Origin of the sequence: Streptomyces zingiberis (genome assembly GCF_012034935.1) — a bacterium.
In the GTDB taxonomy this organism is placed as follows: Bacteria; Actinomycetota; Actinomycetes; order Streptomycetales; family Streptomycetaceae; genus Streptomyces; species Streptomyces zingiberis.
In genome coordinates this window covers 126460-146651 of sequence record NZ_JAATEN010000017.1, presented here as the reverse complement: position 1 = coordinate 146651, position 20192 = coordinate 126460, and the positions used below count along the sequence as shown (strand labels likewise).

15 protein-coding genes and 1 tRNA gene are annotated in these 20192 nt (G+C 73.0%); 9 read left to right on the top strand and 7 right to left on the bottom strand.

The features are described 5' to 3' along the window. Positions 1-303 precede the first annotated feature (303 nt). Entirely contained in the window at positions 304-3045 is a 2742-nt protein-coding gene (gene ppc, locus HCK00_RS20210) for a phosphoenolpyruvate carboxylase (RefSeq protein ID WP_311765403.1), read from the top strand. A 77-nt stretch (positions 3046-3122) separates the two neighbouring features. Here the strand turns inward: ppc and HCK00_RS20205 are convergent, their stop codons facing one another. After that, a complete protein-coding gene (locus tag HCK00_RS20205) occupies positions 3123-3644 on the bottom strand; it encodes a hypothetical protein (RefSeq protein ID WP_168103421.1) in 522 nt (173 codons plus the stop codon). A gap of 279 nt (positions 3645-3923) precedes the next feature. Here HCK00_RS20205 and HCK00_RS20200 point away from each other — a divergent pair, with 279 nt between their 5' ends. The 5 genes from HCK00_RS20200 to HCK00_RS20180 all read left to right on the top strand — a co-directional run bounded on the left by HCK00_RS20200 (position 3924) and on the right by HCK00_RS20180 (position 10958). Continuing rightward, positions 3924-5087: an ROK family protein gene (locus tag HCK00_RS20200; RefSeq protein ID WP_168103420.1), complete on the top strand. Its 1164-nt coding sequence runs from the start codon at positions 3924-3926 to the stop codon at positions 5085-5087. A 562-nt stretch (positions 5088-5649) separates the two neighbouring features. Then, entirely contained in the window at positions 5650-6957 is a 1308-nt protein-coding gene (locus HCK00_RS20195) for an ABC transporter substrate-binding protein (RefSeq protein WP_168103419.1), read from the top strand. 175 nt (positions 6958-7132) lie between these two features. Next, complete coding sequence (locus HCK00_RS20190; RefSeq protein WP_168103418.1) at positions 7133-8098, top strand: carbohydrate ABC transporter permease; 966 nt, start codon at positions 7133-7135, stop codon at positions 8096-8098. Next, complete coding sequence (locus tag HCK00_RS20185) at positions 8095-8949, top strand: carbohydrate ABC transporter permease (RefSeq protein WP_168103417.1); 855 nt, start codon at positions 8095-8097, stop codon at positions 8947-8949. Before HCK00_RS20190 ends, HCK00_RS20185 begins: the two co-directional genes overlap by 4 nt. Beyond that, complete coding sequence (locus HCK00_RS20180; protein WP_168103416.1) at positions 8946-10958, top strand: beta-galactosidase; 2013 nt, start codon at positions 8946-8948, stop codon at positions 10956-10958. Before HCK00_RS20185 ends, HCK00_RS20180 begins: the two co-directional genes overlap by 4 nt. 70 nt (positions 10959-11028) lie before the next feature. Here the strand turns inward: HCK00_RS20180 and HCK00_RS20175 are convergent, their stop codons facing one another. Next, positions 11029-11646, bottom strand: coding sequence for a TetR/AcrR family transcriptional regulator (locus HCK00_RS20175; protein WP_168103415.1), 618 nt, complete (start codon positions 11644-11646; stop codon positions 11029-11031). A 65-nt stretch (positions 11647-11711) separates the two neighbouring features. Between HCK00_RS20175 and HCK00_RS20170 the strand changes: the two genes are divergently transcribed. Then, a complete protein-coding gene (locus tag HCK00_RS20170) occupies positions 11712-12617 on the top strand; it encodes an oxidoreductase (protein ID WP_168103414.1) in 906 nt (301 codons plus the stop codon). A gap of 14 nt (positions 12618-12631) precedes the next feature. Further along, a complete protein-coding gene (locus HCK00_RS20165) occupies positions 12632-13558 on the top strand; it encodes an SDR family NAD(P)-dependent oxidoreductase (protein ID WP_168103413.1) in 927 nt (308 codons plus the stop codon). Positions 13559-13667: 109 nt separating this feature from the next. On the opposite strand, the gene pth is transcribed toward HCK00_RS20165, so the two are convergent. The 5 genes from pth to HCK00_RS20140 form a co-directional block, all read right to left on the bottom strand. Further along, positions 13668-14258, bottom strand: coding sequence for an aminoacyl-tRNA hydrolase (gene pth, locus HCK00_RS20160; protein ID WP_168103412.1), 591 nt, complete (start codon positions 14256-14258; stop codon positions 13668-13670). 267 nt (positions 14259-14525) lie between these two features. Continuing rightward, positions 14526-15188 (bottom strand): 50S ribosomal protein L25/general stress protein Ctc, encoded by a 663-nt coding sequence (locus HCK00_RS20155; RefSeq protein WP_168103411.1) that lies wholly within the window; start codon positions 15186-15188, stop codon positions 14526-14528. A gap of 354 nt (positions 15189-15542) precedes the next feature. Then, positions 15543-16520 (bottom strand): ribose-phosphate diphosphokinase, encoded by a 978-nt coding sequence (locus HCK00_RS20150; RefSeq protein WP_168103410.1) that lies wholly within the window; start codon positions 16518-16520, stop codon positions 15543-15545. A 200-nt stretch (positions 16521-16720) separates the two neighbouring features. After that, positions 16721-18178, bottom strand: coding sequence for a bifunctional UDP-N-acetylglucosamine diphosphorylase/glucosamine-1-phosphate N-acetyltransferase GlmU (glmU, locus tag HCK00_RS20145; RefSeq protein WP_168103409.1), 1458 nt, complete (start codon positions 18176-18178; stop codon positions 16721-16723). Between the two features lie 115 nt (positions 18179-18293). Beyond that, positions 18294-18365, bottom strand: a tRNA-Gln gene (locus tag HCK00_RS20140). 290 nt (positions 18366-18655) lie between these two features. Between HCK00_RS20140 and HCK00_RS20135 the strand changes: the two genes are divergently transcribed. Next, positions 18656-20107, top strand: coding sequence for a sensor histidine kinase (locus HCK00_RS20135; protein ID WP_168103408.1), 1452 nt, complete (start codon positions 18656-18658; stop codon positions 20105-20107). The last annotated feature ends 85 nt before the right edge of the window (positions 20108-20192 follow it).

Sequence of the window (20192 nt, the reverse complement as noted above, 5' to 3'; positions counted from 1 at the left end):
GGGGGGGGGGGGGGGGGGGGGGGGGGGGGGGGGGGGGGGGGGGGGGGTGGGGGTGCCGGCTGTCCGGGTGATGGTCTTGACGTCGTCGGTCACATCGGAACCTGCGGTCATGGGGGGAGTCCCTCATCGAACGGGGGCATGGCTACGGGGGCGTAACCTACGGCGTCGTAAGTATGGCAGGGGATGGGGTGGGGTCAATGGTCCGGAGGGTGCCGCGGGTCACCAGGCGCCTATCCTGGGTGCGCCGGACAGCGCGGTCCGCACCCTGCCCGTCGTGCCCGTCCACTTGAGGAGCCAGCACCTGTGAGCAGTGCCGACCCCACACCCGAGACCGACGACAACGCCCCCCTGCGCGCTGACATCCGGCGGCTCGGCGACCTCCTGGGCGAGACGCTCGTCCGCCAGGAGGGACCCGACCTCCTGGATCTCGTCGAGCGCGTCCGCCGTCTGACCCGGACCGACGGGGAGGCCGCCGCCCGCCTCCTCGGCGAGACCGATCTGCCCACCGCCGCCAAACTGGTGAGGGCGTTCTCCACCTACTTCCACCTGGCGAACATCACCGAGCAGGTGCACCGCGGCCGGCAGCTCCGCGCCCGCCGCGCCGCCGAGGGCGGCCTCCTGGCCCGTACCGCGGACCGGCTCAAGGACGCCGACCCCGAGCACGTCCGCGAGACCGTGCGCCATCTGAACGTCCGGCCCGTCTTCACCGCGCACCCCACCGAGGCCGCCCGGCGCAGCGTCCTGGGCAAGCTCCGCCGTATCGCCACCCTGCTGGAGGACTCCCCCGGCGCCGGCAGCGGCGACCGCCGCCGGCACGACCTGCGGCTCGCGGAGAACATCGACCTGGTCTGGCAGACCGACGAGCTCCGGGTGGTCCGCCCCGAGCCCGCCGACGAGGCCCGTAACGCCATCTACTACCTGGACGAGCTGCACGCCGGGGCCGTGGGCGACGTCCTGGAGGACCTCTCCGCCGAGCTGGCCCGGGTCGGCGTCGAGCTGCCCGCCGACACCCGCCCGCTCACCTTCGGCACCTGGATCGGCGGCGACCGGGACGGCAACCCCAACGTCACGCCCGAGGTCACCCGTGAGGTGCTGATCCTCCAGCACGAGCACGGCATCTCCGACGCGCTCGACCTCGTGGACCAGCTCCGCGGGCTGCTCTCCAACTCCGTCCGCTACACCGGCGCCACCCAGCCGCTCCTGGACTCCCTCGCCCTCGACCTGGAGCGGCTCCCCGGCATCAGCCCCCGCTACAAGCGGCTCAACGCCGAGGAGCCCTACCGCCTCAAGGCGACCTGCATCCGCCAGAAGCTGCTCAACACCCGGCAGCGGCTCGCCTCCGGCACGCCCCACCAGGAGGGCCGCGACTACCTCGGCACCGCCGAACTCCTCGCCGACCTCGCCCTCGTCCAGGAGTCGCTCCGCGCCCACCGCGGCACCCTCTTCGCCGACGGCCACCTCGACCGCACCCTGCGCACCCTCGCGGCCTTCGGCCTCCAGCTCGCCACCATGGACGTCCGCGAGCACGCCGACGCCCACCACCACGCCCTCGGGCAGCTCTTCGACCGGCTCGGCGAGGAGTCCTGGCGCTACGCCGACATGCCGCGGGACTACCGCACCCGGCTGCTCGCCAAGGAACTCCGCTCCCGCCGCCCGCTCGCGCCGCGGCCCGCCCCGCTCGACGCCGCCGGGGCCCGGACCCTCGGTGTCTTCGAGACGATCGGCGACGCCCTGGAGCGGTTCGGCCCCGAGGTGATCGAGTCGTACATCATCTCGATGTGCCAGGGCGCCGACGACGTCTTCGCCGCCGCCGTCCTCGCCCGTGAGGCGGGCCTGCTCGACCTGCACGCGGGCTGGGCGAAGATCGGCATCGTGCCGCTGCTGGAGACGACCGACGAGCTGCGCGCCGCCGACGTCATCCTCGACGACATGCTCTCCGACCCCTCCTACCGCCGGCTCGTCGCGCTCCGCGGCGACGTCCAGGAGGTCATGCTCGGCTACTCCGACTCCTCCAAGTTCGGCGGGATCACCACCAGCCAGTGGGAGATCCACCGCGCGCAGCGCCGCCTGCGGGACGTCGCCCACCGGCACGGCGTGCGGCTCCGCCTCTTCCACGGCCGCGGCGGCACCGTCGGCCGCGGCGGCGGCCCCTCGCACGACGCGATCCTGGCCCAGCCCTGGGGCACCCTGGAGGGGGAGATCAAGGTCACCGAGCAGGGTGAGGTGATCTCCGACAAGTACCTGGTCCCCACCCTCGCCCGGGAGACCCTGGAACTGACCGTCGCCGCCACCCTCCAGGCGTCCGCCCTGCACACCGCGCCCCGCCAGTCCGGCGAGGCCCTGGCCCGCTGGGACGCGGCCATGGACACCGTCTCCGACGCGGCCCACGGCGCCTACCGGCGGCTGGTCGAGGACCCGGACCTGCCCGCGTACTTCTTCGCCTCCACCCCGGTGGACCAGCTCGCCGAGCTGCACCTCGGTTCCCGGCCGTCCCGCCGCCCCGACAGCGGCGCCGGGCTCGACGGGCTCCGCGCCATCCCGTGGGTCTTCGGCTGGACGCAGTCCCGGCAGATCGTCCCCGGCTGGTTCGGGGTCGGCTCGGGTCTGCGGGCCGCCCGCGAGGCCGGTCTGGACGACGTGCTCGGCGAGATGTTCGAGCACTGGCACTTCTTCCGCAACTTCCTCTCCAACGTGGAGATGACGCTCGCCAAGACGGATCTGCGCATCGCCCGGCACTACGTGGAGACCCTCGTCCCCGAGGATCTGCGCCACGTCTTCGCCACCATCGAGGCGGAGCACGCGCTGACCGTGGAAGAGGTGCTGCGGGTCACCGGCGGGGAACGGCTGCTGGACTCCAACCCCGTGCTCCAGCAGACCTTCGGCATCCGCGACGCCTACCTCGACCCGATCTCGTATCTGCAGGTCGCGCTCCTCGACCGGCAGCGGAAGGCCGCCGAGGCCGGTGAGCGGCCCGATCCGCTGCTCTCGCGGGCCCTGCTGCTCACCGTCAACGGCGTGGCGGCGGGGCTGCGCAACACGGGCTGATCCCACACGCCCGGGGAGGTTCGGCGCTCGTCCGGCTCCGAACCTCCCCGGGCGCCGCCGCGGAGGCCACCGCCGCGTCAGAGGGTCAGGAACGCGCCCGCGAGCAGTGCCGCTCCGGTGGCCCCCAGGGCCCAGGCCGTCCGCGGCATCCGCAGCCCGCCCGCCACCACCAGCGCCGCGAGCAGCAGCGCGCCGCCGAACGGCACCCAGGTGTGGAGCACGCCGCCGATCCCCGTCCGCACCGCCTCGTCCGTGTCCGGCTTGAGGGCCACCGGCAGACGGTCGCCGGGTTCCCGGCCGGCCGTCTCGCGGATCACGACCTCGCGCGGGCCCGCCGTCTCCGGCGCGCCGGCCGCGGCCGGCTCGAACCGGCCGGCGCACCCCTCGTTCTCGCAGCGCTCCAGGGTCACGGTGCCGCGCTCCCGGCCCTTGGTCAGCATCGCGTGCTGCGCGGTCCCCCACGCGGTGGAGAAGCCGGCGACCACCACCAGCAGCGCCACCCCGGCCATCAGCACCTGCTTGCCGGCGAGCAGCAGCCCGAAGGCGCTCTCTCCGGCCCGGCGGGCGGCGGGACGGCGCGGGGACTTCGACGGGGCCATGCGGGCGATCCTTGGCCATGGCAATCCGCTCGGTCAACTCCTCCTTCCCCTCCAGGCAGTTCCGGGGCCGAGGGGTGACCTCCGGAGCGCGCCGGCGCGTCCCGCGCTCTCCGCCGCGCGTCGTCGCGGAGGTGAGGGCGCGGTGCGGGGCGTCCCACGGCGAACCGGTGCTCCGGACGGGCGCGCCGGCCGGTGCCGGCCATCGCACGGCCCCGGAGGTGAGCACCGCGGAACGTCCGCACCGGCGCGCGGGCACGGGAACTCCTGTTGGATGGGCCCGTGACACAGCCCATACCCGATGACCACGCGCCTCCCGACCCCGCCGGCGAGGGGTGGCCACGGCTGCACCCGACCACGCAGGCGGCCTACAACCGCATCCTGTGGAACCGGGGTCTCTCCAAGAGCGAGGTGGCGGCGAAGCTCGGGCTGTCGCGCACCCGGATGACCGCGATCGGCCGCGATCTCCAGGCCGCGGGCCTCGTGGCCGAAGGGGGCAGGCAACAGCGGTCCAGTACGGGCCGGCCCGCCGACGTGCTGGTGGCCAGGACCGATCTCTTCCACTTCCTCGGCGTGCACATCCGTGCGGGCGAACTCGTCGCGGTGGGGATCGACCTGGCCAATGAGGTGGTCTGGGAGCGGCGCCGGCGGATCGGGGACCTCGACGCGTCGGTGGTGGGCTCATGCTGCCGCGCCTGGCTGGCGGAGGCCGGGACGAGCGGTCTGCGGGTGGCGGCGCTCGCCGTGTGCGGCTCCACGGAGCGGATCGACGGCGCCCCTGAGGGGGTCGGCCTCTACGCCGTCGCCCCCGACGCGGCCCGCTCCGCGTGGCAGCGGGAGTTCGGTGTTCCGGTGTGGGCCGAGGACGACGTCGTGGCGCTCACCGCGTTCGAACAGTGGCCCCGCCTGGCCGAGGGGCAGGACAGCCTGGCCCTCATCTCGCACGGCCGGGAGATCGGGTTCGGGCTGGTGGCCGATCGCAAGATCATCGTCGGGGCCCACCGCAGGGCGGGCCGGTTCGCCCACGTCCGGGTCGCGTCCGACGGCACGTCCTGTCCTCGTGGTCACCGTGGTTGCCTGTGGGGCGAGAGTTCCTGGGAGGCGGTGGTGGGGGACGTTCCCGGCGCGCGGACGCCCGCCGAGGTCTTCGACCGTGCCGAGGCGGGGGACCGAAGGGCGCGCGCACGTCTGGTACGCGCCGCGCGGGGGATGGGGGTGGCGGCCGGGCACATCCTGAACCTGCTCGACCCCGACAAGGTGATCCTGACGGGCGGCAGTCCGTCGCTTCTCGACGCGTACCCGGAGGATTTCGAGGAGGGGGTACGTTCGGTGCACACCGCCGAGGAGCCGCCCCTCATCGAGGTCACGGTCTTCGACACGTTCGAATGGGCGCGCGCGGCGGCCGGACTCGCCCTCTACCGGCGTCTCACCGCATCCGAGCTGTGAGAGCGCGGTAGCCGCTCCCTCTCCCGCGGTGCCGCCTCGGGGCCACACGGGTCCGGCGCGGGCCCGCCCGTCACGGCGGTTCGTGACGGCGGCCGCCGGCGGGGAACGGCGCGGATCTCCCCCCGCTCTGCCCGCCCGAGGGGCCGTTCCGCCGTGTTCGCCCGGGGGCCTCTCCGGCGCGTCCTCGACGGGGCGTCGTCGCGCCCCACGCCCCTGCCGGCCTCCACCGGCCTGCGGCTGTCCGGTGCCGCAAGTCCTCGGGCGGGTCCGGGAGTTCCGCGGGGCACGCTCCTCTTCCGTCCGGCCCGACGCCCCCACCGGGCGCCGCCTCGACCGGCCCGGGCGGAGCCGCCGTCGCACCCGCTCGGCACGGTGAGGCCCGGCGCCCGGCCGGACCCGGGGCGGGCGCTCGCCCTCCGCGTCCCCGAAAGCCAAGGGACGACTTAGTTTGTCACCCATATTGACAAACTTTCCTGGCCAAGGTGATGCTCGTCACCCCCCGCAAGCAGGGGCGTGACGTGCCGGCCGGCAGAGCGAGCCCACTCCGAGTCGAAGGACCTTCATGCGCACCGGAAAATCCCGCAAACTCCTGGCCGCGGCGGTCGTCACCGCCGTCACGACGCTTCTCGTCCCCGCCTGTTCGGCCGGTGGCCCCACGGCGCAGGACGGAGGAAAGGTCACGCTCCGTTACTGGGCGTGGGCGCCCGGGAGCGCCGAGGAGGTCAAGGAGTTCAACCGGACCCACCCGGACATCAAGGTGGTCCACACCGACGCCGGCGGCGGCGACCAGTCCTCCGCCAAGCTGCTGGCCGCGCACCGCGCCGGGAACGCGCCCGATCTTGCCCTCGTGGAGAACCCGTCACTGCCCCGCATGATCGTCGCCGGCGCGGTGGCGGACATCACCGACCGGGTCGCCGAGGTGAAGAAGGAGTACGCGCCCGGCTCGTGGGCGCAGACGACCTTCAACGGCCGGACCTACGCACTGCCGCAGGACGTTGGCCCCATGGCGCTGCTCTACCGGAAGGACGTCTTCGACAAGTACGGTGTCGAGGCCCCCCTGACCTGGGACGACTACCGTGAGGCGGCCGCCGCGATCAAGAAGCGGGATCCGGATCTCACGATGGCCTCGCTGAGCACCGACAACTGGGACTGGTTCGCCGCCGTGGCGGCGCAGGCGGGCGACGACTGGTGGTCGATCGACGGGGACCGGTGGACCGTCGGCATCGACGGCGAGAACTCCCGCAAGGTGATGGAGTTCTTCCAGGGGATGTACGAGGACGGGCTCGTCGCGACCGACCCGATCCTGACGCCCACGTACAACCAGAAGCTGAACGACGGCACGATGCTGTCCTGGCCGTCCGCCGTGTGGGCGCCCGGCGTCGTCCACGGCGTGGCACCGAAGACCGCCGGCAAGTGGGCTCTCGCGCCCCTGCCCCGGTGGGACGAGGACGACCCCACCGTGTCCTTCCAAGGGGGGTCGTCGGTCGCCGTCACCGCGGGGTCCGAGCACCCCGAGGAGGCCGCCGAGTTCGCGAAGTGGCTCAACGCCTCCGACAAGGGCGCGAAGATGATCCTCAACGTGCAGAACGCCTACCCCGCCGCCCTCTCCGGGCAGAAGGCGGCCATCGCGCAGAAGCCGCCGGCCCTGATGCCGCAGCAGTCCGACTACTACGAGACCGTCGCCGGGATAGCCCGGGACACCCGCCCGGTGACCTGGGGCCCCAACACCGATGTGGCCGCCTCGGCCTTCACGGACGCGTTGAACGACGCCATCCGGAACGGCACCTCCTGGGCCGATGTCCTGACCGTTACGGAGAAGGCCGTCGTGGCGGATCTGAAGAAGCAGGAGTTCGAGGTCGACGAGGGCTGAGCCCTCCCCGGCGGAGTCCACCGGAGGCGTGGGGCCGGCTCCCCACCGGCCCCGGCGCCGCGCCGGGGCCGCCGGGCGCCGCCGGTGTGGTCCGGTGCCCTCCGGTGTGATCCGCCGGACAGGCCCGAGGGGCCTGGATCGAAGAGAAGCGCGAAGTGCCAGAGAGGGAATCCGCATGCCCAACCCCGTCGCGGCCGAACCGGCCACCCCGCCGGCGACGGAGGGTGTTCCGTCGCCGCGCCGCCGTCGCCGCCGTGCCCTCGCGCCGTACCTGTTCAGCGCGCCCGCGATGCTGCTGTACCTGCTCTTCACGGTGATCCCCATCGGGTACGCGCTGGTGACCAGTTTCTTCGCCCAGCGGCGGGTCGGCGGCGGCCCCCTCGGCACCCGGTCCACCGTGTTCGTCTGGTTCGACAACTACGCCGGGGTCCTCGACGACCCACGGCTGATCGGCGGGCTCGGACGGCTGGCGCTCTACGGGATCATCGCGGTGCCGTTCACCCTCGGGCTCGCGCTGCTGTTCGCCCTGCTGCTGGACACCCCCGGGGTGAAGCTGCGGCGCTTCGGGCGCACAGCGATCTTCCTCCCCTACGCGGTGCCGGGCGTGGTGGCGGCGCTGATGTGGGGGTTCATGTATCTGGCGGGCACCAGCCCGTTCTCCCACGTCACCAGGTCCCTCGGCTGGGGGGACATCCCCTTCCTCGAACCGGGCGGGATCTACCCCTCGCTCGCCAACATCTCCATCTGGGGCGGAACCGGATTCAACATGCTCATCATCTACACGGCGTTGCGGGGCATACCCCCTCAGCTGATCGAGGCGGCCCGCCTGGACGGGGCGGGCGAGGTCCAGATCGCGCTCCGGATCAAGGTGCCGATGGTCGGTCCGGCGCTGATCCTCACCTCGATCTTCGGGCTGCTGGGCGCCCTCCAGCTCTACGGCGAGCCGCTGATGCTCAAGCCGCTGACGAACACCATCTCCACCACCTGGGCCCCGCTCATGGCGATCTACCAGGACGCCTTCGTCCTGGACAACCTCCATGACGCGGCGGCGGCATCCATCGTTCTCGCCGTCGGCACCGCGCTGGTGTCCACGGCGGTGCTCGCGACGGTGCGGATCGCCATGAAGCGGAGGCTGCGATGAGCGGGATCGCCGGAGAACGGCGCGAACGGACCAAGATCTTCCCGACGCTGGTCCTGCTGGCCGGAGCGGCCTACTGCCTCACCCCGGTGGCCTGGGTCTTCGTCGCCGCCAGCAAGGCTCCGGGCGAACTGTTCAACTCCTTCACCTTCGCCCCCGGAACGGGCCTGCTCGACAATCTCGCCCGGCTCTTCTCCCACGACGACGGTGCCTACGGCCTGTGGGCGCTGAATTCCCTGCTGTACGCGGGGGTCGGCGGGGCGCTGTCCACCCTCGTCTCGGCCTCCGCCGGATACGCGCTGGCGAAGTTCGACTTCCGGGGCGGCCGGATCTTCTTCGCCACCATCATCGCCGGGCTGCTCATCCCCGGGATCACGCTCGCGGTCCCGCAGTACCTGCTCCTGTCCGACCTGCAACTGGCCGGCACGCAGTGGTCGGTCCTCCTCCCGAGCATCGTCAGCCCGTTCGGGATCTATCTGTGCCGGGTGTACGCGGCGGCCACCATCCCCGCGGAGATGCTCGAAGCGGCACGGATCGACGGCGCCGGCGAGTGGCGGATCTTCCGCGCCGTCGTGCTCCCCCTCATGGTGCCGGGGATGGTGACGGTGTTCCTGCTGCAGTTCGTGGGCATCTGGAACAACTTCCTGCTGCCGTACATCATGCTCTCCGACACCCGCACCTTCCCCCTCACCGTGGGGCTGAACTCCCTGCTCGAACGCGGTTCGGGCGCCCCGTCCCTCTACTCGCTGGCCATCGTCGGCGCGGCACTCGCGATCGTTCCCCTCACCGCCCTGGTGCTGTTCCTGCAACGGTTCTGGCGCCTCGACCTCATCGCCGGAGGAGTCAAGGGATGACCTGGTCTCATGGAGACAACGCCTGGCCCACGCGCGGGCTGAGCTACGGAGCCGACTACAACCCGGAACAGTGGGACACGGAAGTCTGGGAGGAAGACGTCCGCCTCATGCGGCAGGCCGGCGTGAACCTCGTCTCGCTCGGCGTCTTCTCCTGGGGCCTGGTCGAGGTGGCCGACGGAGAGTTCGACTGGGGGTGGATGGACGAGATCGTCGGTCTCCTGGAGGAGCACGGCATCGCCATCGACCTCGCCACGCCGACGGCCGCGCCCCCGGCCTGGCTGCTGGCCGCCCATCCGGAGATCCTTCCGGTGGAACGCGACATGCGGCAGCACTGGCCGGGGGCCCGGCTCGGCTGGTGTCCCAGCAGTCCGGTCTTCCGCGACCACGCGCTCCGGATCGTCCGCGCCCTCGCGGACCGCTACGGCCACCGCGAGCACGTCGTGATGTGGCACGTCAGCAACGAGCTGGGAGGAGGCAACGGCCGCTGCTACTGCGACACCTCGGCGGCGGCGTTCCGCGCCTGGCTGCGCCGCAGGTACGGCACCGTCGACACGCTGAACGAGGCCTGGGGCACGGCGTTCTGGGGGCACACCTACCGCGACTTCGGCCACATCCTCCCGCCGCGCGGTGACGGCGCGAAGAACCCGTCCCTCGTCCTCGACTTCGACCGGTTCTCCTCGGACGAACTCCTGGCGCACTACCTCGCCGAGCGCGAGGTGCTCAAGAGCGTCACACCCGGCCTCCCCGTCACGACGAACTTCATGGTCGGCGCCGAACCGGACGTGGTGGACTACCCCCGGTGGGCCCGGCACATGGACATCGTCGCGAACGACCACTACACCCGTTCCACCGACCCCGTCCCGGAGCAGGACGTCGCCCTCTCCGGGGACCGGATGCGCGCGATGACGACGGAGCGCCGTCCGTGGCTGCTCATGGAGCACTCGACCAGCGCCGTCAACTGGCAGCCACGGAACCGCGCCAAGACACCGGGGGAGATGATCCGCAACAGCCTCAGCCATGTCGGCCACGGCGCCGACGGCGTTCTGTTCTTCCAGTGGCGCGCCTCCCGGGCCGGCGCGGAGCAGTTCCACTCGGCGATGGTCCCGCACGCCGGGGAGGACACCGAGGTCCACCGTGACGTCCGCACGCTCGGCGGCCACCTGCGGAGCCTCGCGCCGGTCCTGGGGTCACGCGCGCCCCGGGCGCGGGTCGGCATCCTCTTCGACGACGAGGCCGGGTGGGCGCTGACGAAGGGGATCAAGCCCAACAACCACCTCTCCTACGGCCGCATCGTCCGCGACTGGCACCATGCGTTCTGGCGGCTGAACGAGACCATCGACGTGCTCCCGCCCTGGTCCGACCTCACCGGTTACGAGGTGCTGGTCGTGCCCGGCCTCTTCCTGACCGACGACGGCACGGCGGCGCGGGTGCGTGGATTCGCCGAGGCGGGCGGCACGGTCGTGGTGGGCTTCCTCTCGGGGATCGTGGACGAGAACGACCAGGTGCGGCTCGGCGGCTACCCCGGGGCTTTCCGCGACCTCCTGGGCGTGTGGTGCGAGGAGTTCCGGCCGTTGCAGGAGGGCGAGAGGTTCACGCTCGACAACGGGTGGAGCGGAACGGACTGGACCGAGCTCCTCCGGGTACGTGACGCCGAGGTGATCGCCCGGTACGCCGGGGGCCCCCTCGGCGGTCACCCGGCGATCACCTCCCGCTCCCTGGAGTCCGGGGGCCGCGCGGTCTATGTGTCGGCCGGGCTCGACCGCGACGCGCTGCTCGCCCTGGCGCGTTCGCTGACACCTCCGGCGGCCGCGGCGAGCCTGCCGGACGGCGTCGAGGTGCTCGTACGGCGCAACGACGAGGAGACGTTCACCTTCTACATCAACCACACCGGCGAGGACGTGGCCGTCGCGGCGCGGGGCCGGGAGATGCTCCGGGACGAACCCGTCGGCGGAACCCTGCACCTGCCGGCCGGCGAGGTCCGCGTGGTGCGATCGGGTACGGGCGGCTGAGAGCGGGCCCGGCCCCGGCCCCCGGCCATGCGCTGCCGGGGGCCGGGGCAGGGCGTGATCCGCGGTCCGGTCAGCGTGGTTCCGCCGGGCGGGCGCCTCGCAGGAAATGTGTCACCGCGGCGTCCACGAGTCCGTCCAGCCGTTCCGGCTCGATCATGCCGCTGGTGAGCATGGACGTGATCCCCAGAACGGTGGCGTAGAGGATGAGCCCGATGCCCTCCGGGTCGCCCTCCTCCAGCTCGCCGCGCGCCTGGCCCTCTTCGATCAGGTCGCGGATCTGCCCGAACGCGGCTGCGGAGGCCTCGGCGACCGCGGTCGCCCCCGGGCGGTGCTTGCTGGAGTTCATCAGCCCGGTCAGCGCGGCGTTCTCGGTGGCGAACCGGATGTACGCCGACGCGAACGCGTGCAGGCGAGCGGGTAGCTCGTCCTCGTCGTCGATCCCGTCCACCGCGGCCCGCAGCTTCGCGCCCAGGCGCACGAAGCCGGACTCGGCGAGGGCGTCGAGCAGCGCGCGGCGATCCGCGAAGTGCCGGCGGGGCGCCGCGTGACTCACGCCGATGTCGCGTGCCAGGTCCCGCAGGGAGAGCTGCTCGACCCCGTGCGCCCGCAGGCTGCGCTCCGCCGCGTTGAGCAACTCCACGCGGAGATTCCCGTGGTGGTAGGGCCGCTGCTCGATGGTGTCAGGCATGGGGCCAGCCTACTCGGCGCAATGTTTTCATTGACAACAATGTTTCCAGTGTCTACTCTCGCGGCATGTTGAGTTTCTCCCCCGCCGACCTTCCCGACCTGACCGGCCGCACCGCCGTCGTCACCGGCGCGAGCAGTGGTATCGGGCTCGTCACCGCCCGGGTCCTCGCGGAGCGGGGCGCGCGAGTGGTCCTGGCCGTACGCAGTCCGGAGAAGGGGGAAGCGGCGGCGGCGACCATGACGGGCCCGGTCCAGGTCCGCCCCCTCGATCTGGCCGACCTCTCCTCCGTGCGGGCGTTCGCCCGCGATCTCCCGGGCCCTGTCGATCTGCTGGTCAACAACGCCGGTCTCTCCCTGGGGCCGCTCTCCCGGACCGCGGACGGATTCGAGTTGCAGTTCGGGACCAACCACCTGGGCCACTTCGCCCTGACGAACCTGCTCCTTCCGCGCATCAGGGAGCGGGTCGTGACGGTGGCCTCGCTCGGGCACCGGATCGGCTCCCTGGACTTCTCCGACCTCCAGTGGGAGCGCAGGCCGTACCGGCCGAACGCCGCCTATACGCAGTCCAAGCTGGCCAACCTCCTGTTCGTCTCCGAACTCCAGCGCAGACTCACCCGCGCGGGATCACGCGTGATCTCGACGGCCGCGCATCCCGGCATCTCCTCGACGAACCTGATGCGAGCGGAGAAGAAGCCTTCCCTCGGTTTCCGCGTCGAGAAGTTCCTCGTCGGGCTGGTCGCCCACAGCGCCGAGGAGGGCGCCCTGCCCACCCTGTGCGCCGCCACCGCGGACCTTCCCGGCGACAGCTACGTCGGCCCCGACCGGCTGTGGGGCATGCGCGGTGCGCCGGCGCCGGCCGGACGAGCCGCCCGGGCACGTGACGGCTCGGCGGCACGGCGGCTGTGGGAGGTGTCGGAGGAACTGACCGGCACGCGCTTCCCCCTTGACGCGCCCGCGCCCTCCGCCTCGTGAAAGGACTCACCGCTGTGATCCGTCCAGGGAAAGCCCCCCGGAAGAACCCCCGGAGAGGGGATGAGCTCGTCGTTGTCTCCGGCGCCTCGTCCGGCATCGGAGCCGCCACGGCGCGGGCCCTCGCCGCGATGGGCCACCACGTTCTCGCCGGGGTACGCACCGACAGCGAGGCGGACGCCATTCGGGCCGACGGCATCGAACCGGTCACCCTGGACATCACCGTCCCGGAACACGTCGAGGCCCTGGCCCGGCGGATCGCCGACGACCCCGAGCGGCGCGTCCTGCGTCTTCTGGTCAACAACGCGGGGATCGAGATCAACGCCCCCGTCGAGGTGCTCCCGCTTGCCCTGTGGCGCGAACAGTTCGAGGTGAACCTCTTCGGGCACATCTCCGTCATCCAGAGGCTCCTGCCCTTCCTGCGGCGGAGCCGGGGCAGAATCGTCAACATCAGTTCCGTGGGCGGGGTGGCCGCGCTGCCCGTCTTCGGGGCGTACGCGGGAACCAAGTTCGCCCTCGAAGCGGCCAGTGACTCCCTGCGCCGCGAGGTCTCGGCGCACGGCGTGCAGGTGGTCGTCGTCCAGCCCGGCGGTGTCCGGACCGAGATGGCCGCCCGCAGCGGTGCCGTCTCCCTCGAACTCGCCGCCGGGATGAGCCCCGGGCACCAGCGTCTCTACGGCAGTCTCATCAAGGCGACGGTGGCGTCGAACGCGGCCTTCCTGGAACACGCCCTGCCGGCGGCGAAGGCGGGGGCCAAGATCGCCAGGGTGGCGACCACGCCCCGCCCGCGCGCCCGGTACACCCTCGGCCGGGACGCCGCCTTCATCATCCCCCTCGCCCGTTTCCTCCCGGCCCGGCTGATGGACGGCATCCTCGCGATGAGCCACCGGTCCCGGACCCCGGAACCCGCGCCCGCACTCGAGTCCACCGGGGGCCGTTCCTGACCACGTCTCGCGGGCGGCCCCGGGGCCTCACCCATGCCGCCGACGGCGCGGGGCCCGGGAAGGACGGCGCGCCGGGAGGGGCCCGGAGGAGTCCCCGCCCCGGCGCGGGTCAGCTGTTGTAGCGGCTCTGCGCCGCTTCCAGTCCCTGCTGGACCAGGCACTCCACCGCGTCCGCCGCCCGGTCCACGAAGTAGTCCAGTTCCTTGCGTTCCGCCGCCGAGAAGTCCTTCAGCACGTACGCCGCCACGTCCATGCGCCCCGGCGGGCGCCCGATGCCGAACCGCACCCGGTGGTAGTCGGGCCCCAGCGCCTTCGTGATCGACTTCAGGCCGTTGTGGCCGTTGTCGCCGCCGCCGCGCTTCAGCCGCAGGGTGCCGTGGTCGATGTCCAGCTCGTCGTGGACCGCGACGATCCGCTCCACCGGCACCTTGTAGAAGCCGGAGAGCTGCGCCACCGGTCCGCCGGAGAGGTTCATGTAGGTCATCGGCTTGGCGAGGACCACGCGGCGGCTCCCCGCGCCCGGGGCACCGATCCGCCCCTCCAGGACCTGGGCCCGCGCGCGGTTCGCCTTGAAGCGGGCGCCCATCCGCTCCGCCAGCAGATCCGCCACCATGAAGCCGACGTTGTGGCGGTTGCCCGCGTACTCCGGCCCGGGGTTGCCCAGTCCGGCGATCAGCCAGGGGCCGTCCGCATCGCTCATCTGTCGTGTTCTCCTGCCGGGATCAAGGGTCTCCGGTGGGGCCCGCCGGGGCCTGCCGGGACCAGGGGGACCTGCCGGGGCCCGACCCGGTGGGGCCGGGGCCCGGGAGACGGGCCGGTGGTGCCCTGGGCGGTCCGCCGGCACGGGGCACGGCGGACCGCCCCGGGGAAGACACGACCGCCGTCCCGCTCCGGCCGGAGCGGGACGGCGGTCACGGCACGGACGGCGCGCGGAGGCGCCGCGCCGGGCGGTCCGGGCCGGACGGGCTCAGCCCTCCTTGCCGCCCTCACCCTCGGCGGCCTGGGCCTCGGTCTCACCCTCGCCCTCGGCGGCCTCTTCGCCTTCGCCTTCGGCCTCAGCCTCGGCCTCGTCCTCCGGCAGGGGCTCGGTCTGCGCACCGACGACCTGCAGTATCACCGTCTCGGGCTCGACGGCCAGCTCGGTGCCGGAGGGCAGCTCCACGTCCTTCGCCTGGATGGAGGCGCCGGCCTCCAGACCCTCGACGGAGACGGTGAAGCCCTCGGGGATGTGCGTGGCCTCGGTCTCCACCGGCAGCGCGTCCAGCATGTGCTCCAGCAGGTTGCCGCCCGGGGCCAGCTCGCCCTCGACGGAGACCGGGACCTCGACGGTGACCCGCTCGCCCTTGCGGACCAGCAGCAGGTCGACGTGGACGAGGAAGCCGCGGATCGCCTCGCGCTGCACGGCCTTGGGGATGACCAGCTCGCTCTTGCCGTCGCCGAGGGCGAGACGGAGCAGCGGGTTCGGCGTCTTGAGCGCCATCATCAGGTCGTAGCCCGCGAGCGCCACGTGGACCGGCTCGCTGCCGTGGCCGTAGATGACGCCCGGCACCTTGTCCTCGCGGCGGAGACGGCGGGCCGCCCCCTTGCCGAACTCCGAGCGGGATTCGGCGGAAATCTTGATCTCGGCCATGGTGGCACCCTTCGTATGGCGCGACGGGCGGATTCCGTCCCGCCGCGGATCTGATCCGGCGGCCGTCACCCGGCCCACGACAGACCTGCTACGAAGAGCGCGTCGATAACGGATGCGCCGCACCTCACCGGTGCGGGGCTCCCTCGCCGAGCAACTCGGTGAGTCTACCCGTGCGACGGGCCGCTCCCAAAGTCGATCACCGCGAGGCGTATCACGGACCCGGCCGAACCACGGGCCCGGGCGGACCGGCCCGGCCCGGAGACCGGCCGGCGGCCGGGTACCCGGGGGAGACCCGGTACCCGGCCGCCGGCCGGAGGGGAGCGGGACCGCCGCGCGGCGGCGGCCCGCCGGCCGTCAGGCCTGCTCCTCGAAGAGGCTGGTGACCGAGCCGTCCTCGAAGACCTCGCGCACCGCGCGGGCGATCGTCGGCGCCATGGAGAGGACCGTGATCTTCTCCAGCTCCGTCTCGCCCGGGGTCGGCAGGGTGTTGGTGAAGACGAACTCGCTCACCCGGGAGTTCTTCAGCCGGTCGGCGGCCGGGCCGGAGAGCACGCCGTGCGTCGCGGTGACGATGACGTCCGCCGCGCCGTTGGCGAACAGGGCGTCCGCCGCGGCGCAGATGGTGCCACCGGTGTCGATCATGTCGTCCACCAGGACGCAGACGCGGCCCTTCACGTCACCGACCACCTCGTGCACGGTGACCTGGTTCGCCACGTCCTTGTCCCGCCGCTTGTGGACGATCGCCAGGGGCGCGCCGAGCCGGTCGCACCAGCGGTCGGCGACCCGCACCCGGCCCGCGTCGGGGGAGACCACCGTCAGCTTGGAGCGGTCCACCTTGGCGCCCACGTAGTCCGCGAGGACGGGCAGCGCGAAGAGGTGGTCCACCGGGCCGTCGAAGAAGCCCTGGATCTGGTCGGTGTGGAGGTCCACGGTGAGGATCCGGTCGGCTCCGGCGCACCGCAGCAGGTCCGCGACCAGCCGCGCGGAGATGGGCTCCCGGCCGCGGTGCTTCTTGTCCTGCCGGGCGTAGCCGAAGAAGGGCAGGATCACGGTGATGGACCGGGCCGAGGCGCGCTTCAGCGCGTCGACCATGATCAGCTGCTCCATGATCCACTTGTTGATGGGGGCTGTGTGGCTCTGCATCAGGAAACAGTCCGCGCCGCGCGCCGACTCCTGGTAGCGGACGTAGATCTCACCGTTGGCGAAGTCGAACACCTTCGTCGGGACCAGTCCCACACCGAGCTGGTGCGCGACCTCCTCGGCGAGCTCGGGGTGGGCGCGGCCGGAGAAGAACATCAGCTTCTTCTCGCCGGTCGTCTTGATCCCGGTCACAGCAAGTCTCCTTGGCAGCGGCAGAACTCTGGGGGAACTGAAGGGGCACTTCGGGTGCGTTCTCACGGTACGCCCCACACGGCCTTTCCCGTGACGAGGCGCTGGTCACAGCGGTGAACGGCGGTGACGGCGCGAGTGCGCCGCCCCATGCCCCCGCCTCCATGACCCCCGCCCCGCGGCGCCCGGCGCGCCTGGTGGCGCTAGGAGCCGCTCTCCTCGCCCTCCTGGGCGGCCCAGGCGGCCCGCGCCGCGGCGCTCCCGGGGCGCTTCCGCGCCACCCAGCCCTCGATGTTGCGCTGCTGCCCGCGGGCCACGGCCAGCGAACCGGGCGGCACGTCGCGGGTGATGACCGAGCCGGCGGCGGTGTACGCGCCGTCCCCGATCGTGACGGGGGCCACGAACATGTTGTCCGAGCCGGTCTTGCAGTGGGACCCGATCGTGGTGCGGTGCTTGTCCTGGCCGTCGTAGTTGACGAAGACGCTGGCGGCGCCGATGTTGGTCCCCTCGCCGATCGTGGCGTCCCCCACGTAGGACAGGTGCGGCACCTTGGTGCCCGCGCCGATCTCCGCGTTCTTCATCTCCACGAAGGTCCCGGCCTTGGCGCCGCGCGCCAGCTGCGTCCCCGGCCGCAGGTAGGCGTACGGGCCGACGGACACCTCGGGGCCGATCTCCGCCGAGTCCGCCACCGTGCGGATCACCCGGGCCCCGGCGCCGACCGCGGTGTCGTCCAGGGTGCAGTCCGGGCCGACCTCGGCGCCGGCCGCCAGGCTCGTGGCGCCGCGGAGCTGCGTCCCCGGGTGCACCACCGCGTCGGGTTCGAAGGTGACGGTGGTGTCGACCCAGGTCGTCGCCGGGTCCACCACCGTCACGCCGGCCAGCATCGCGGCCTCCAGCAGCCGGTCGTTGAGGAGCCGCCGGGCCTGCGCGAGCTGGACGCGGTTGTTGATGCCGAGGATCTCGCGGTGGTCCGCCGCGACGGCCGCGCCCACCCGGTGCCCGTCCTCGCGGAGGATGGAGAGCACGTCGGTGAGGTACTCCTCGCCCTGGCTGTTGTCCGTGCCGAGCTTGCCCAGCGCCTCGGCCAACAGCCGCCCGTCGAAGGCGAAGACCCCCGAGTTGATCTCGGTGATGGCGCGCTGCTCCGCGGTGGCGTCCTTGTGCTCGACGATCGCCGTGACGGCCCCGTCCGCCGGGTCGCGGACGATGCGGCCGTAGCCGGTGGAGTCGGGCACCTCGGCGCTGAGGACGGTCACGGCGTTGCCGTCGGCGGCGTGCGTCCCGGTCAGCCGGCCGAGCGTGTCGCCGGTGAGCAGCGGGGTGTCGCCGCAGACGACGACCACCGTCCCGTCGGCCGGGCGGCCGGCGGCGGCCAGCGATTCCAGCGCCATCCGCACCGCGTGCCCGGTGCCGTTCTGCTGGTGCTGCACGGCGGTGAAGGCGGCGGGGTCGATCTCCGAGAGGTGCGCGGTGACCTGCTCCCGGGCGTGGCCCACGACCACGACGAGCTCCCGCGGGTCGAGCTCGCGGGAAGCGGCGACGACATGGCCGACGAGTGAGCGGCCGCAGAGGGTGTGCAGGACCTTGGGGGTGGCCGACTTCATACGGGTGCCCTCACCCGCGGCGAGGACGACGACGGCTGCCGGGCGGTTGACGCTCACGGGTGTGCCCTTCGGCTTCGGGTGGTGGACACCCGCAGGATACCGGGGCGTTTTCCGCCGGGAACGGCAGCGGGCCCCGGCGGTGAGGCCGGGGCCCGGGGCGGGCGGTACCGTGCTCCGCTGCCAGGACTCGAACCCGGACTTACTGGACCAAAACCAGCAGTGCTGCCGATTACACCACAGCGGATGGCATACTTGGCCGTACCGGACGGTCCCTATCGGCCGTCCGCTCCAGCCGGTCCTACTATGCCGCACCTTCCGCCTCCCGTGCGACGGGAACCGGCCAGGGCACCGCGACGGCACCGCCATGACGCCGCGGCGAGGCCGCCCCGGCGCCGGACGGTGGCGCGGGGGCCCCGGCGGAGCCCCCGCTTGTTCAACAGTCCGCTCCGCCCTCCGGCGGCCGGATCCGTCCGACCCGGCCGAAGCGCGGGCACCCCCACGGAAACCCGTGGGTACGGCCGTAGGGTGGACGTTATGACCACAACGGGGGCAGGAGCCGCGGAGCGGGGCGCGGAGGGCGCGCCTCCGGGTCCGTGGTGGTGGGAACGCCGGCGCGCGATGGCGCTGGACGTCGCCCTGACGGCGGTGTCCGTCGCGGAGTGCGCCGTCGAGGGGGTCGCGTTCGCGGGCCAGTCCGGGATCCCGGCCTTCCTCGGGGTGCTGCTGGGCATGGCCGCGGGCTCCGCGCTGCTGGTGCGGCGGCGGTGGCCGATCGCCGTGGTGCTGGTGGCGGTGGCCGTCACCCCCGCCGAGATGGGCTTCCTGCTGGGCGTCGTCGGCCTCTACACCCTGGCCGCCTCCGACGTGCCCCGGCGGATCACGGCCGTCCTCGCGGGCATGTCACTGGCGGGCACCCTGCTGGTGACGCTCATCCAGTTCCAGCAGGACATCCGGCAGTCGGATTATCCGCCGCCGTTGTGGGTGGCCGTGCTCGCGCCGGTCCTCATGGCCCTGGGCCTCACCGCCCCCTCGGTGTTCCTGGGGCTCTACGTCGGTGCGCGGCGCCGCCTGGTGGAGAGCCTGCGGGAGCGCGCGGACGGCCTGGAGCGGGAGCTGTCGCTGCTGGCGGAGCGGGCCGAGGAGCGCGCCGAGTGGGCCCGGGACGAGGAGCGGCGGCGCATCGCCCGCGAGATGCACGACGTGGTGGCGCACCGCGTCAGCCTGATGGTGGTGCACGCCGCCGCGTTGCAGGCGGTGGCCGTGAAGGACCCGGAGCGGGCGGCGAAGAACGCCGGGCTCGTCGGTGACCTCGGCCGGCAGGCGCTCACGGAGCTGCGGGAGATGCTGGGCGTCCTCCGCTCGGCCCCGGAGGCCGGGCCGCCGGCCGCCGCCCCCGCGGAGCCGGGACCCGCGCCCGCCCCCGGCCCCGGGCCGGCCACCGTGCCCGCGCCGGCCGGCGGCTCCGCCGCGGGCTCCCCGCCGGCGCGGGCGCGTTCGATGGCGTCCCCCGTGGCGCGCGGCGCCGGGCCGGGCGCGGCCGTGGCGGTGGAGTCCCTGCCGCGGCCCGTGGGCAAGGACCCCGCCGACGGGCCGGGCCTCGGCGACGTCGAGAACCTGGTCGGCGCCTCCCGGGCGGCCGGGACGGTGGTGGACCTCCTCGTCGAGGGGGACGCCGGCCGGCCCCGCGCGCCGCAGGTGGAGCAGACGGCGTACCGGGTGGTCCAGGAGGCGCTGACCAACGCGCACAAGCACGCGGCGGGCGCCGAGATCCGGGTGCGGGTGGCCCACCGGGAATCCGAGATCGCCGTGCAGGTGGAGAACGGCCCCGCGGCCGAGGGAGGTTCGGACGCCCGGCTGCCCAGCGGGGGCAACGGCCTGATCGGCATGGCGGAACGGGTCACGGCGCTGGGCGGCGGCTTCGTCTCGGGACCGACCGAGGCGGGCGGCTTCCGCGTCTCGGCGGTGCTGCCCGACCGGACCGGCTGACGCCCGCGCCCGGCCCCCTGCGGCGGACGCCCGGTGGCGGAGCGCTATGCCGTTGGCGAATTCGGTGCCAGGGGACTATGGAGCA